At 64.2% G+C, this 13626-nt stretch carries 12 protein-coding genes; 9 read left to right on the top strand and 3 right to left on the bottom strand.

The genetic code is table 11. The annotated features are described in order from the left end of the window. The 6 genes from QOL79_RS09685 (at position 1) to QOL79_RS09660 (ending at position 6626) form a co-directional block, all read left to right on the top strand. Positions 1-261 carry a hypothetical protein gene (locus QOL79_RS09685; protein WP_283419458.1) on the top strand — a complete coding sequence of 87 codons (261 nt, stop codon included), beginning with the start codon at positions 1-3 and terminating at the stop codon, positions 259-261. After that, on the top strand, positions 258-698 hold the full coding sequence (gene mce, locus QOL79_RS09680) for a methylmalonyl-CoA epimerase (protein WP_283419457.1): 441 nt from the start codon (positions 258-260) through the stop codon (positions 696-698). Before QOL79_RS09685 ends, mce begins: the two co-directional genes overlap by 4 nt. A gap of 79 nt (positions 699-777) precedes the next feature. Then, positions 778-2925, top strand: a complete 2148-nt coding sequence (gene scpA / locus QOL79_RS09675; RefSeq protein WP_283419456.1) for a methylmalonyl-CoA mutase — start codon at positions 778-780, stop codon at positions 2923-2925. Between the two features lie 5 nt (positions 2926-2930). After that, positions 2931-4028 carry a biotin synthase BioB gene (bioB, locus tag QOL79_RS09670; protein WP_502957486.1) on the top strand — a complete coding sequence of 366 codons (1098 nt, stop codon included), beginning with the start codon at positions 2931-2933 and terminating at the stop codon, positions 4026-4028. 215 nt (positions 4029-4243) lie between these two features. Further along, positions 4244-6250 (top strand): acetyl-CoA carboxylase biotin carboxylase subunit, encoded by a 2007-nt coding sequence (locus tag QOL79_RS09665; RefSeq protein WP_283419455.1) that lies wholly within the window; start codon positions 4244-4246, stop codon positions 6248-6250. A gap of 4 nt (positions 6251-6254) precedes the next feature. Then, a complete protein-coding gene (locus tag QOL79_RS09660) occupies positions 6255-6626 on the top strand; it encodes a tRNA-binding protein (protein ID WP_283419454.1) in 372 nt (123 codons plus the stop codon). Here the strand turns inward: QOL79_RS09660 and QOL79_RS09655 are convergent. Continuing rightward, on the bottom strand, positions 6623-7996 hold the full coding sequence (locus tag QOL79_RS09655) for a peptide MFS transporter (RefSeq protein WP_283419453.1): 1374 nt from the start codon (positions 7994-7996) through the stop codon (positions 6623-6625). The genes QOL79_RS09660 and QOL79_RS09655 overlap by 4 nt on opposite strands. Positions 7997-8116: 120 nt before the next feature. Between QOL79_RS09655 and QOL79_RS09650 the strand changes: the two genes are divergently transcribed. Next, positions 8117-8524, top strand: coding sequence for an MAPEG family protein (locus QOL79_RS09650; RefSeq protein WP_058456455.1), 408 nt, complete (start codon positions 8117-8119; stop codon positions 8522-8524). A 379-nt stretch (positions 8525-8903) separates the two neighbouring features. Here QOL79_RS09650 and QOL79_RS09645 read toward each other — a convergent pair whose 3' ends face one another. Beyond that, a complete protein-coding gene (locus QOL79_RS09645) occupies positions 8904-9671 on the bottom strand; it encodes a cyclase family protein (protein WP_058456456.1) in 768 nt (255 codons plus the stop codon). 194 nt (positions 9672-9865) lie between these two features. Here QOL79_RS09645 and QOL79_RS09640 point away from each other — a divergent pair, with 194 nt between their 5' ends. Both QOL79_RS09640 and alr read left to right on the top strand, forming a co-directional pair. Further along, positions 9866-11509: an MFS transporter gene (locus QOL79_RS09640; protein WP_058456457.1), complete on the top strand. Its 1644-nt coding sequence runs from the start codon at positions 9866-9868 to the stop codon at positions 11507-11509. Between the two features lie 40 nt (positions 11510-11549). Then, on the top strand, positions 11550-12593 hold the full coding sequence (alr, locus tag QOL79_RS09635) for an alanine racemase (protein ID WP_058456458.1): 1044 nt from the start codon (positions 11550-11552) through the stop codon (positions 12591-12593). 6 nt (positions 12594-12599) lie between these two features. On the opposite strand, the gene QOL79_RS09630 is transcribed toward alr, so the two are convergent. After that, positions 12600-13598, bottom strand: coding sequence for a 2OG-Fe(II) oxygenase (locus tag QOL79_RS09630; protein ID WP_058456459.1), 999 nt, complete (start codon positions 13596-13598; stop codon positions 12600-12602). Between the last annotated feature and the right edge of the window lie 28 nt (positions 13599-13626).

Below are 13626 nucleotides of genomic sequence, written 5' to 3'. Positions count from 1 at the left end.
ATGCGCTGGGGAAGTGGAGATATTGCTTTTCTGCTGCTTTGGCTGGCGATTGCGGTGGCTTTTACCTGGCAAAGCATCCGGTTCGTGAAGCGAAGGGATGAGCGATATTTCTCATATGGGTTCAAAGAATTTGATCAGAAGGAATGGCCAAACTGGCATCGTTTCTTGATCGGTTGGCACATTCTTACAGCGGCGATGGGCGTGCTGTTTGTGGCAATCGGGTGCTGGGGGCTGTTATGGGCATTGGGATTGATTGAATGAAACTAGGCCGCCTCAACCATATCGGCGTCGCGACGCCGTCGATCGCGGACAGCATCGTCTTTTACCGCGATGTGATGGGCGCGACGCAGATCCATGAACCTTTCGACCTGCCCGAGCAGGGCGTGAAGGTCTGCTTCGTCGATACGCCGGGGGCGGACGGGGCGCTCAACGGGACGCAGATCGAGCTGATCGAGCCGCTGCCGGGCAATGTCTCGATCGCGGGGTTTCTGGAGAAGAACCCGGCGGGGGGGCAGCATCATATGTGCTACGAGGTGCCCGATATCTATGCCGCCAAGGCCGAGTTCGAAGCGATGGGCAAGCGGGTGCTCGGCGAACCGCGGATCGGGGCGCATGGGACGTTGATTTTCTTCCTGCACCCCAAGGATATGGGCGGGGTACTGACCGAGATTATGGAGACGCCGAAGGGCGATCACTGACCTGTGTTCCCCGGCGCAAGCCGGGGCTCACGACTTCTGGACCCCGGCTTGCGCCGGGGAGCACGAAACGAGATTGCATATGACCGACAAACCCACCCTCGGCCAATGGGCCGAAGCCGCTGCCAAGGAAGTGAAGGGCAAGGACCTCACCTGGCACACACCCGAGGGGATCGACGTCAAGCCGCTCTATACTGCGGAAGATGTGACGGTCGACCCCGGCCTGCCCGGCTTCGCGCCCTTCACGCGCGGCGTGCGCGCGTCGATGTATGCGGGGCGGCCGTGGACGATCCGGCAATATGCGGGCTTCTCGACCGCCGAGGAATCGAACGCCTTCTATCGCCGCAACCTTGCCGCAGGACAGAAGGGTTTGTCGGTAGCCTTCGACCTCGCGACGCACCGCGGCTATGACAGCGACCACCCGCGCGTCGTCGGCGACGTCGGCAAGGCCGGGGTCGCGATCGACAGCGTCGAGGATATGAAGATATTGTTCGACGGCATCCCGCTTGATCAGATGTCGGTCAGCATGACGATGAACGGCGCGGTGATCCCCATCCTCGCCTTCTTTATCGTCGCGGGCGAGGAGCAGGGGGTCGACCGCAAATTGCTCGACGGGACCATCCAGAACGACATCCTCAAGGAGTTCATGGTCCGCAACACCTATATCTACCCGCCCGAGCCCTCGATGCGGATCATCAGCGACATTTTCGGCTACACGTCGCGCGAGATGCCGAAGTTCAACAGCATCTCGATCTCCGGCTATCATATGCAGGAAGCCGGCGCGACGCAGGTGCAGGAGCTCGCCTTCACGATTGCCGACGGCGCAGAATATGTGCGCTACGGCGTCGCAAGCGGCCTCGACATCGACAAGTTCGCCGGGCGCCTGTCCTTCTTCTTCGCGATCGGCATGAACTTCTTCATGGAAATCGCAAAGCTCCGCGCCGCGCGCGTGCTGTGGCACCGCGTGATGACCAACCTCGGCGCGAAGGACGAGCGGTCGAAGATGCTGCGCACGCATTGCCAGACGTCGGGGGTCAGCCTGACCGAGCAAGACCCCTATAACAACGTCATGCGCACGACGATCGAGGCGATGGCGGCGATGCTGGGTGGCACACAGAGCCTGCACACCAACGCGCTCGACGAGGCGATCGCGCTGCCGACCGACTTCTCCGCCCGCATCGCGCGCAACACGCAGATCGTCATCCAGGAAGAGACGGGGATGACCAAGGTCGTCGATCCGCTCGGCGGCTCCTATTATGTCGAGGCGCTGACGCAGGAGCTGGTCGACAAGGCTTGGGAGATCATCGAGCGCGTCGAGAAGGAAGGCGGGATGGCGAAGGCCGTTGCCGCCGGCTGGCCGAAGGCGATGATCGAGACCGCCGCCGCCGCTCGTCAGGCGCGTGTCGATCGCGGTGACGATGTGATCGTCGGCGTGAACAAATATCGCCTCGCCAATGAAGACCTGCTCGAAACGCTCGAGGTCGATAACAGCAAGGTCCGCGAGGCGCAGATCGCGCGGATCAACAGGACCAAGGCGGGCCGCGACGAAGCGGCATGTCAGGCGGCGCTGAAGGCTCTCCGCGATGCGGCGGCGGGCGAGCAGTCGATCGAGAACAACCTGCTCGCGCACGCCGTCGAAGCCGCCCGTGCGCGCGCCACGCTCGGCGAGATCAGTGCCGCTATGGAAAAGAGCTTCCAGCGTTATGCGACCCAGCCGACCCCGGTGAAGGGCGTCTATGCCGCGCCCTACGAGGGCGATGCGCGCTGGCAGCAGGTGCTCGACGGGGTCGCCGCGGTCGAACGCCGGATGGGGCGCAAGCCCAAGCTGCTCGTCGCCAAGATGGGGCAGGACGGGCATGATCGCGGTGCGAATATCATCGCCTCGGCGTTCGGCGACATGGGCTTCGACGTCGTGTCGGGCCCGCTGTTCCAGACGCCCGAGGAGACCGTCGTGCTGGCGCTCGAAAGCGGCGTCGATGTCGTCGGCGCGTCGAGCCTTGCCGCGGGCCACAAGACGCTGATCCCCGAGCTGATCAACAAGCTTCGCGAAGCGGGGCGTAGCGACATCAAGGTGATCGCGGGCGGCGTCATCCCGCCGCAGGATTACGACTATCTCCGCGACGCGGGCGTGCAGGGTATCTATGGCCCCGGCTCGAACGTCGTCGAATGCGCCGCCGATGTGCTGCGTTTGCTGGGCCATAATATGCCGCCGATTGGAGAAGCTGCGTGACCAATATGAATCTCTCTACCCCGTTCGTGTCGAGCGAAGTCGAGACACCCATCGACCCTGCGCCCAGCCCGAGGGGCATCTCGACTTCGCTCGATGCGAACGGGGTGGGGGAATGTCGCACCAACTGGACCCGCGAAGAAATCGCTGCCCTCTTCGATCTGCCGTTCGACGAATTGATGTGGGAGGCGCAGGGCGTCCACCGCCGTCATCATGCGCACGGCGAGGTGCAGCTTTGCACTCTGCTAAGCATCAAGACCGGCGGCTGCGTCGAGGATTGCGGCTATTGCTCGCAGTCGAAGCATGCCGACAGTGGCCTCAAGGCGACCAAGCTGATGGATGTGCGCGCGGTGCTGCAGGCGGCGGCGCAGGCGAAGGACGCGGGCTCGAAGCGCTTCTGCATGGGCGCCGCGTGGCGCAACCCCAAGGATCGCGACATGCCCGCGATCGTCGAGATGGTCGAGGGCGTGCGCGCTATGGGCATGGAAACCTGCATGACGCTGGGGATGCTGAGCAAGGAGCAGGCGCAGACGCTCGCCGTCGCGGGGCTCGATTATTATAACCATAATATCGACACAAGCCCGGAGAATTACGGCAATATCATCTCGACCCGCACCTTCCAGGATCGCCTCGACACGCTCGAGGAAGTCCGCAACGCCGGGATCAACGTCTGCTCGGGCGGCATCGTCGGGCTGGGCGAGACGCGGGCCGATCGCGTCGGCTTCATCCACGCGCTCGCGACGCTCGAACGCCATCCCGAAAGCGTGCCGGTCAACGCGCTGGTGCCGGTGAAGGGCACCGTGCTTGGTGACATGCTGGCCGACACGCCGCTCGCCAAGATCGACGATATCGAGTTCGTCCGCACGATCGCGGTCGCGCGCATCACCATGCCGAAGTCGATGGTCCGCCTGTCGGCAGGCCGCGAAAGCATGTCGGAAGCGACGCAGGCGCTCTGCTTCATGGCGGGCGCGAACAGCATCTTCACCGGCGACAAGCTGCTGACGACCGCGAACGCGGGCGACAATGCCGACGCGGCGCTATTCGCCAAGCTCGGCCTCCGGCCGATGGAGAGCGAAGAGCCGATGCGGATGGAAGCGGCGGAGTGAGCGCATTGCCTCGCGTCGTTAGTTTTCTCGCAATCAGCTTCGTGTGGTGGGTTATTGCTGCCTTCGCGATCTTAGCTGCAACATTCCCTTGCGGCGTGGGGCCGGACGCCAGTTGCGAAATGGGAAGCTCGCTATCGGTATGGATCGCGATAGCTGGGGGAATCTGCGGTTATGCCGCTCTTTGTTTTCTCTTATTTCGCCGTTGGAGGCGCTAAATGTTCAAGAAAATCCTGATCGCCAACCGCGGCGAAATCGCTTGCCGCGTCATCAAGACTGCACGCCGCATGGGCATCGCGACCGTCGCCGTCTATTCGGACGCCGACGCGCGCGCGCCGTTCGTGCAGATGGCCGACGAGGCGGTGCATATCGGCCCGTCGCCCGCGTCCGAATCCTATCTGATCGCCGACAAGATCATCGCCGCGTGCAAGGCGACCGGCGCCGAGGCGGTACATCCGGGCTATGGCTTCCTGTCGGAGCGCACCAGCTTCGCCGAGGCGCTGGCCAAGGAAAATATCGCCTTCATCGGCCCGCCGGTGAATGCGATCGCCGCGATGGGCGACAAGATCGAGTCGAAGAAGCTCGCGAAGGAAGCTGGGGTCAACGTCGTCCCCGGCTTCGTCGGCGAAATTCGCGACACCGAGCATGCGGTCGAGATTTCGAACGAGATCGGCTATCCGGTGATGATGAAGGCGTCTGCCGGCGGCGGCGGCAAGGGCATGCGCCTCGCCTATGACGAAAAGGACGTCCGCGAAGGGTTCGAGGCGACCAAGCGCGAAGGGCTCAACAGCTTCGGCGACGACCGCGTCTTCATTGAGAAATTCATTCTCAATCCGCGCCACATCGAGATCCAGATCCTCGGCGACCAGCATGGCAACATTCTCTACCTCAACGAGCGCGAATGCAGCATCCAGCGGCGGCACCAGAAGGTCGTCGAGGAGGCGCCGTCGCCCTTCGTGACCGAGAAGATGCGGAAAGCGATGGGCGAACAGTGCGTCGCGCTGGCGCGCGCAGTCGGCTATTACAGCGCGGGCACGGTCGAGTTGATCGTCAGCGGCGCCGACCCGACGGGCGAGAGTTTCTATTTCCTCGAAATGAACACGCGGCTGCAGGTCGAGCATCCGGTGACCGAGGCGATCACCGGCATCGACCTAGTCGAGCAGATGATCCGTGTCGCTGCGGGCGAAAAGCTCGAACTGACGCAGGACGATGTGAAGATCGACGGCTGGGCGATCGAGAACCGCGTCTATGCCGAAGATCCGTATCGGGGTTTCCTGCCCTCGACCGGGCGGCTGGTGCGTTACCGCACCCCGGTTCCGGCGTGGGAAGGCGACGAGCGCGGCGTCGATGGCGTGCGCGTCGACGCGGGGGTCGAGGAGGGCGGCGAGGTGTCGATCTTCTACGACCCGATGATCGCCAAGTTGGTGACGTGGGGCGAGACGCGCGACGAGGCCGCCGATTTGCAGATCGCGGCGCTCGACCGGTTTGAACTCGAAGGGCTCGGCCACAATATCGACTTCGTGTCGGCAATCATGCAGCATCCGCGCTTCCGCTCGGGCGAGCTGACGACAGGCTTTATCGCCGAGGAATATCCCGAAGGCTTCCACGGCGCCCCGACCGACGCGAAGATCACGCGCGCGCTCGCCGCTATCGCGGGCTTCATGGCGAGCGCCGAGGCCGATCGTGCTCGCCGCACCGACGGCCAGCTCGGCGACCGGCTCGAACCGCCCGCCAAATGGCAGGTGTCGATCGACGGCACGGCCCACAAGGTCAAGATCGGCGAGAAGCATATCAAGGTCGAGGGCGACAAGATCGACATCGCGCTCGAATATACGCCGGGCGACCGGCTGGTCGTTGCCGAAATCGATGATAGCGAGCTGGCTGTGAAGGTCGCGAAAACCCGCGCAGGCTGGAAGATGACGACGCGCGGACATATTCACGACGTCCGCGTACTCCCCTGGCATATTGCGCCGCTGGCGGGTCATATGATCGAGAAGATCCCGCCTGATCTGTCGAAATTCCTAATCTGCCCGATGCCGGGTCTGCTCGTCGCGCTCCACGTCGGCGAAGGCGACAAGGTCGAGGCGGGCCAGCCGCTTGCGACGGTCGAGGCAATGAAGATGGAAAACATCCTCCGCGCCGAAAAGTCGGGCGTCGTGAAAAGCGTCAACGCGGCGCAAGGCGACAGTCTGGCGGTCGATGAGATCATTCTTGAGATGGAGTGAGGCCTTGCACGCCCATCACGATCAGGATGCCCCTGCGGCCGACCCAATCGCCTTCGACGAGTTCCTGAAGGTCGACATCCGTATCGGCACGATCGTCGAGGCCGAGCCCTTTCCCGAGGCGCGCAAAGCCGCGTTTAAGTTGAAGATCGACTTCGGCCCCGCCATCGGCATCAGGAAGAGCAGCGCGCAGATCGTCGACCGCTACACGCTCGACGAGCTGGCGGGGCGGCAGGTCGCCGCGGTGGTCAACTTCCCGCCGCGGCAGATCGGCAAGTTCATGTCCGAGGTGCTGACCTTGGGATTTGCCGACGAAGAGGGCGCGGTAATCCTCTTCGCGCCCGACCGAGCGGTGCCGAATGGCTCGCGCCTCTTCTAGGCGGCTGTCGTCAGTCGCTTCCCGAGGAAGAGCTTGAACAGCACGAAGGCGACCAGCCCGACCACCGCCGTCGCGACGTGGAACAGCCAGAAGCTCGTCGTCGGCATCGACGAATACCAGCCGCCGACCTCGCCGACGATCTTGTTCGCCCCGAAGAAGGCGAGATAATAGATGCCGACCACCGTCGCGTTGAGCGCGCGCGGCGCGACCTTGGTGAAGAGCGCGAGACTGACCGGCAGGATGTGCGCGAAGCCGATGCTGTTGAACAGGTGGAACATGACCGGCCAGAACAGCCCGATCTTGCCGTCGCCCTGCGTCGCTGCCGCCGTGAACAGGCAAAGCCCGCCCGCGATGGTGAAGAGGCTGCCGATGATCATCTTGCCGAGCTCGTCGGGCTCCTTGTAGCGTTTGCCGTACCAGACATAGAAGGCAGCAACCGCAACCAGCATCGAGAAGCTTGCCGTGGCGTCGATCGTGATCATGTAGCTTGTCGGCAGCGTCGTTCCGAAGAAGGTCAGCTGGAAATGCTGGTCGGCCCAGACGAGATAGGCGTTGAAAATCTCCTGATTGGTGAGCAGCGCGACCGCCAGCGCGGGCACGAGGATCAGCAGCGCGGCTACGCGTATCCAATCGTCCCGCGTCAACGGTTCCCTTGGCTTCCGAGCCTTCTCCGCACGAAGCTCGCGGCTCTCGGCGGGCAACCAGGGCTTGGCGTAGATGTACAGGATCAGCCCCGCGACCATCACCACGCCCGCGGTGCCGAAGCCCCAGTGCCAGCCAACCTTCTCGCCCAGCGTCCCCGAAATCAGCGGCGCGACGATGACGCTGACATTGATCGCGATGTAGAAAATCTGGAACGCCATCGCGCGGCGGAGGTCGTCCGGGCCGTACAGCTCGCCGACCTGGCTCGCGATATTGCCCTTGAACAGCCCCACGCCGACGATCAGCGCGAGCAGCGCGAAGAGGAACGCGCCTTCGAACGCCATCAGGAAATGGCCGACCGCCATGAACAGGCCGCCAAGGATCAGGGTTGTGCGCCGACCCAGCCAGCGGTCGGCAATGAAGCCGCCGGCAATCGGGGTCAGATAGACCAGCGAGGTATAGTCGCCGAAAATCTTCGACGCGAGCGGCTGGCCGTCGATCCCGCCATACCAGTCGCGCAGCGCCGAGAGCCCGATCACCCCCGCCGCATTCTCGGGCAACAGCAGATATTTGACCATGTAGAGCACGAGCAAGGTCTGCATCGAATAATAGGAAAAACGTTCGCACCCCTCGACGAAGGCGAGGTAGCCAAGGCCCTTGGGGTGCCCGAGAAAGGCGCGATCGTTGCGGTCCGCCTCGAAATCGGGCGTCGCCTCGGCGATGGTCATTCAGTCACTCCCCGGTCATTCTGGTGTCCCGCGACGGTAAAGTTTCACCTGAAACTTGCCAGTGGCGTTCGACGAACGACCGGCTTAGGCTGCGCGCGTGCAAACAAGGGAAGAGGGTCGATGACTTTACCGGTAACTGCGTTCGTTGCGGCGGTCTGCGCACTGCTGCTGCTCGTCACCGCGATCGACACGGTGCGCCAGCGCTTGCGTCTGAAGGCCGCGTTTGGCGACCATGGCGATCCGAAGCTGATCAGCGCCAGCCGCGCGCACGGCAACCTTGCCGAATATGCGCCGATCACGATCATCCTGCTTGGCCTGCTCGAGACGGTTCGCGCCAATCATCTGGCGCTGATGATCATCGGCGCGATCTTCCTGATCGGCCGCGTCGCGCATGTGATCGGCCTATACACGCCGTCGGAACCCGGCGAGGCGCCGCTGGGGCGGCAGGTCGGCGTCGTCGCAACCTTCGGCACGCTGCTCGCACTCAGCCTGTGGACGCTGTGGATGCTCGCGACGCTCAATTTATAGGGCGACTTCGGGGTGGGCGCGGCCATGCCTTGCCTGGGCCTCGCGGCATGGATTTTTCAAAGTTCAGGAAAGTTCAGCCCATTGCGCGCCCCGTTCTGGACCGGGAAAATTGCCGAACGCATCTCGCCCGCGGCCGTACCCGGCGACCGCCTTTGCCCACCAGATGAAAGCTGACACAGCCGGATAATGTAGGAAAGGCCTATTTGAAGGCGATGGCGGGTTTGGGGTGGGGAGCGGACATCCTTCTGTGATCCCCGGCGAAAGCCGGGGCCCAGGGAATTCTCACACAAGCCTGGTGCTTTGCCGCTCTGGGCCCCGGCTTTCGCCGGGGATCACAATGCCCGCAACCGGTCGATTGCGGACATACAAAAACCCGCGTTCAATCCTCGACCAGCGCCACCGCGCGGATCCAGCCCGCGCTGGCGCGCTCGATCTTCACCGGGAAGCAGCTCAGCGTCCAGCCGGTGGAGGGCAGGGCGGCGAGGTTTGTCAATTTCTCTATCTGGTAATAGGGCCTGATCCGCCCCGCCTTATGGCCTTCCCAGATGATCGACGGGTCGCGCGTTTCGGCCCAGCGCCTGGCCGTGTGGCTGAACGGCGCGTCCCAGCTCCATGCGTCGGTGCCGACGACTTTGACCCCGCGCTCGGTCAGATATAGCGTCGCTTCGGCGCCCATGCCGCAGCCCTGATCGGTGAAATTGTCGGTGCCATAGACCGCGCCAGACTGGACGAGCACGATGTCGAGCGGCTGAAGCGCGTGGCCGATCCGCGCCAGCTCGGCTTCGACCTCGGCCCCGCTCACGACGTGCCCCGCAGGGCGGTTGGAAAAGTCCAGTTTCACGCCGGGACGGAAGAACAGGTCGAGCGGCGCCTCGTCGATGCTCGGCGCGGCGCTGGCGCCGGCGTCGGTCGTCGAATGGAAATGCCACGGCGCATCCATGTGCGTGCCGTTGTGCGTGCTGAGCGTCAGACTCTCGACCGCCCAGCCTTCGCCGTCGGGCAGGTCGTCCTTCGTCAGTCCGGGAAAGAACATCGCGATCTGTTCCCACGTATTTTCGTGCGTCATGTATGTGATCTGCGGGCGCATCACCGGCGGGTCGGAGACGACATCGTTGGTTATCGGGATCGAGAGGTCGATGAACTGCATGGCGCGCAGTCTGCCACCGGAATGACGCTGCGCCAAGAAGGCTTGCGCGGCGCCGCCGGACAGCTACACCGGCCCAAACCCGTTCGTGTCGAGCCAATTCGAGACACCCATCGGGCGTGTACGCCGTCAAGGCATCTCGACTTCGCTCGATGCGAGCGGGAGGGGGACAGGCCCGAGAGGCCAAGGGAGAGTGTATGACCGACGCCGCCGCGGCCGCCGACCACGCCGCCGCCTACCAGCCGACCGCGAAGGATATCCGCATGGTCATCGCCGCCTCGTCGGCGGGGACGATCTTCGAATGGTATGATTTCTTCATCTATGGCACGCTCGCGGCGATCATCGGCAAGGCCTTTTTCCCTAGCGATAATGCCACGCTCGAAATCCTGCTCGTCTGGGCGGGCTTCGCGGTCGGCTTCGGCTTCCGTCCGCTCGGCGCCGTGCTGTTCGGCTTTCTGGGTGACCGCCTGGGCCGCAAATACACCTTTCTCGTGACAGTGACCCTGATGGGTATCGCGACCGCAGGCGTCGGCATGATCCCGTCTGCCGCAACGATCGGCTTCACGGCGCCAGTCATCGTGTTGCTGCTCCGTATTCTGCAGGGTCTTGCGCTCGGCGGCGAATATGGCGGCGCGGCGGTCTATGTGGCGGAGCATTCGCCGCCTGAAAAACGCGGCTTCTATACCAGCTTCATTCAGGCGAGCGTCGTTGGCGGCTTTGTCCTCAGCCTGATTGTCGTTCTTGGCTGCAAGGCGATGATGCCGGACGCCGTGTGGGAAAGCTGGGGCTGGCGTGTTCCGTTCCTGCTGTCGCTCATCCTGCTCGCGATTTCGCTGTGGATGCGTCTCAAACTCTCCGAAAGCCCGGTGTTCCAGGCGATGAAGGCCGAGGGTGAGATCGCGAAGAATCCGATCAAGGAAAGCTTCACCTACCCCGGCAATCCGAAACGCATCTTCGTTGCACTGTTCGGCATCGCGGCAGGTCTGACGGTGATCTGGTATACCGCAATGTTCTCCGGCCTCTCCTTCCTCAAAGGGCCGATGAAGGTCGAGGATACGGCCGCCGAAATCATCGTCGGGATCGCCGCAGCGCTGGGCATGGGATTCTTTCTCCTGGCGGGACGCCTGTCCGACCGCATCGGGCGCAAGAAGCCGATCGTCTGGGGCTACGCCGCGACGCTGGTGTTGCTCTTTCCGCTCTTCTGGCTGATGGGCAGCGTCGGCAATCCGGCGCTGACCGCGGCGGCGGAAAAGGCGCCGGTCGTCGTCACGGGATCCAAGTGCAGCTTCGATCCCTTTGCGCAGACGCAGGAAACTGCGTGCGGCAAGACACTCGGCGAGCTCACCAAGCTGGGTGTTCCCTACCAGGTCGTGTCGAACGAAACGGGGTTCGACAGCGTGAAGGTGATGATCGGCGACCGCGAGGTCGCGAGCGAAGATCCGGTGCTGCTCAAACCCGCGCTCGAGGCGATAGGCTATGGCTTCGACAAGCAGATTCCGGCGCCGTTCGGCATGGCGGTCATCCTCGTCGCGCTACTCGGGCTCAGTGCGCTGTCGGGCTTCACCTATGGCCCTGTCGCGGCGCTGCTGTCCGAAATGTTCCCGCCGCATGTCCGCTATTCGTCGCTGTCGATCCCTTATCACCTCGGCACCGGCTATTTCGGCGGTTTCCTGCCGCTGATCGCGAGTTTCATCGTCGCCAAGACGGGCAATGCCTATGCCGGGCTGTGGTACACCTGGGTCGTGGTGCTGGTCGCGTTCCTCGTGTCGGTCTTCCTGCTGAAAGAGCCGGTCGAGGGGCAGTGGGACAAGCCGGCACCGTCCGCGGGCGATGCCGCCTGACCCATTGGCGCTGCCGGTAAAGCCGTCTAGGGGCTTGGGCATGATCGATATTGCATCGCCGCTGCGTCTCCGCCTCGATTCCGCCGCGCTCGTTTCCAACTGGCGCTGGCTGGCGGCGCAAGGGGGCAAGGCGTGCGGCGCGGCGATCAAGGCGAACGGATATGGCCTTGGCGCGCGCGAGGTGATGCGCCATCTCGCCACGGCGGGATGCCGCGACTTCTTCGTCGCGAGCTGGAGCGAGGCGGCGGCGCTGATGCCGCTCGCCGGCGACGTGTCGCTGTCGGTCCTTCACGGCGTCGGCGCGAGCGATATGGTCGCTGCCCGCACCCTCCCGGCGCGTCCGGTGCTGTGCAGCGTCGAACAGGCGCTGCGCTGGCGCGAAGGAGGGGAGGGGCGGCCATGCGACGTGATGGTCGATACCGGCATGAACCGTCTCGGCCTGCGTCCCGAGGAGGCCGCGAGTGGCGCGCTCGACGGCCTCGCAATCGAGACGTTGCTCAGCCATCTCGCGTCGGCAGATGAGGACAGCGATCAGAATGCGCGGCAGCTGACGGCCTTTCGTGCGGTCCGCGCGCGTGTTCCGGCGCGGCGTTACAGTCTTGCGAACAGCGCGGGCATCTGCCTTGGCCCCGACTATGGCTTCGACCTGACGCGGCCCGGGCTGGCGCTTTATGGCGGGATTCCCCGCGCGTCCGCCGACGGACATATCCGGCAGGTCGCCTATCCCGAGGCGCGCATCATCCAGCGACGCGTTGCGCGTGCGGGCGAGACGGTGGGGTATGGCGCGACCTGGACCGCGCAGCGCGACACGCCCGTGGTCATTGCCAATATGGGCTATGCCGACGGTTATCTGCGTTGCCATGCCGGGATCGGCGGTGCGACGCGGGAAGGGCAGGCGTTGCCCTTGATCGGGCGCGTCTCGATGGATCTGATCGCCTTCGACGCGAGCGGAGCCCCGGACGCCGCCGAAGGCGACTGGCTGACGATCGATTATGACCTGCCTTCGGTCGCGGCGCAAAGCGGGCTGTCGCAATATGAACTGCTGACCGGGCTCGGCGCGCGGTTCGAGCGCGTCTGGGACTGACGCCCACTACCGGATCAGCGGCGAAGGGGTGCGCAGCCCCCAAGGATCGAAGCGCGCGCGCCGGATCCAGCGCGTGCAGATCCACTTCGTCCCCTTGGTGACGGCCTGCCCAATGTGGCGGCTGTCCAGATCGACCTGGCCGTCGGGGCGCGTGTTCGCGAAAGTGAGCATGTCACCGGTGCGCCCCTTGATGTCGAGGCCCGCTGCGGGAAAACTCGTTTCGCCGCCCTGATAATCCTCGTTCAGATAGACGATCGCCGTGCGGACGCGCTGGTTGGCTTCGCCGGGCAGGCAATCATGATGCTCGCGATATTGCTGTCCGGGTTCGTAGCGGAGGACGATCAGCGGCTCGCCGGCCTCGACGTCGGTGCCTGTGGCCGCGGCGAGGCGCAGATTGAGCGCATGGAGCACCAGATCCTGCTGGATCGGTCCCAGTACGGCGTTGAACGAGGTGCGGATCGGATTGGGGCTTTGCCGTCCGGTCCGGGAATCGACAACGACCGACGGTGCGAGAAACGGTTTCGCAAGGTCGATAACGTGCGCGCATTCCGCGGGCGAGAATAGGGCGCGTCGACGGGCTGCGACCGGTGACCGTGCGAGCACCTCCTCCGGGGGCAGGGATTGCGGCCGACCGTCGCCGCCAATATCCATCGCGCGCAACAGTTCGACCTGCCGCGCCGCCATTGCGTCTTCGGGCGCAGCGGCTTCGAGTAACTCGAAGGCTTCCTTCCATCTGGGTTCGCCGCCGGCGCCGAGTGCGACAAAAACGGCATAGGTGGTTGTCGCGGGCTGGTACCCCGCGCGACCGGCATGACCGAAAAACAACCGCGCCCGGGCAAAGTCGCGCTGCAAAGGCTGTCCATAGACATGCCACAGGCCAAGCTCGTTGAGCGCCTCGCCATCGCCGCGCCGCGCGGCGTCGGATACCAGCTCGATGGCTTGCGCGGTGTCGCCGGCTTCGAGCAGCCGCCGCGCGCGGATCGAGAGGGAGGCTGGAGTGACCATGTCGCCTCCTACCGAAGGATCGGGGACA

The organism is Sphingopyxis sp. Geo48 (assembly GCF_949769155.1).
Taxonomy (GTDB): Bacteria; Pseudomonadota; Alphaproteobacteria; order Sphingomonadales; family Sphingomonadaceae; genus Sphingopyxis.
The sequence above is the reverse complement of the archived record's forward strand: the minus strand, read 5'-3'. Positions and strand labels throughout refer to the sequence as shown.

Coding starts and splice junctions, on each gene's coding strand:
- QOL79_RS09655 (WP_283419453.1), bottom strand. CDS start 7,996: ATGACCATCGCCGAGGCGACGCCCGATTTCGAGGCGGACCGCAACGAT.
- QOL79_RS09665 (WP_283419455.1), top strand. CDS start 4,244: ATGTTCAAGAAAATCCTGATCGCCAACCGCGGCGAAATCGCTTGCCGC.
- QOL79_RS09630 (WP_058456459.1), bottom strand. CDS start 13,598: ATGGTCACTCCAGCCTCCCTCTCGATCCGCGCGCGGCGGCTGCTCGAA.
- bioB (WP_502957486.1), top strand. CDS start 2,931: ATGAATCTCTCTACCCCGTTCGTGTCGAGCGAAGTCGAGACACCCATC.
- QOL79_RS09685 (WP_283419458.1), top strand. CDS start 1: ATGCGCTGGGGAAGTGGAGATATTGCTTTTCTGCTGCTTTGGCTGGCG.
- QOL79_RS09645 (WP_058456456.1), bottom strand. CDS start 9,671: ATGCAGTTCATCGACCTCTCGATCCCGATAACCAACGATGTCGTCTCC.
- QOL79_RS09650 (WP_058456455.1), top strand. CDS start 8,117: ATGACTTTACCGGTAACTGCGTTCGTTGCGGCGGTCTGCGCACTGCTG.
- alr (WP_058456458.1), top strand. CDS start 11,550: ATGATCGATATTGCATCGCCGCTGCGTCTCCGCCTCGATTCCGCCGCG.
- mce (WP_283419457.1), top strand. CDS start 258: ATGAAACTAGGCCGCCTCAACCATATCGGCGTCGCGACGCCGTCGATC.
- QOL79_RS09640 (WP_058456457.1), top strand. CDS start 9,866: ATGACCGACGCCGCCGCGGCCGCCGACCACGCCGCCGCCTACCAGCCG.
- scpA (WP_283419456.1), top strand. CDS start 778: ATGACCGACAAACCCACCCTCGGCCAATGGGCCGAAGCCGCTGCCAAG.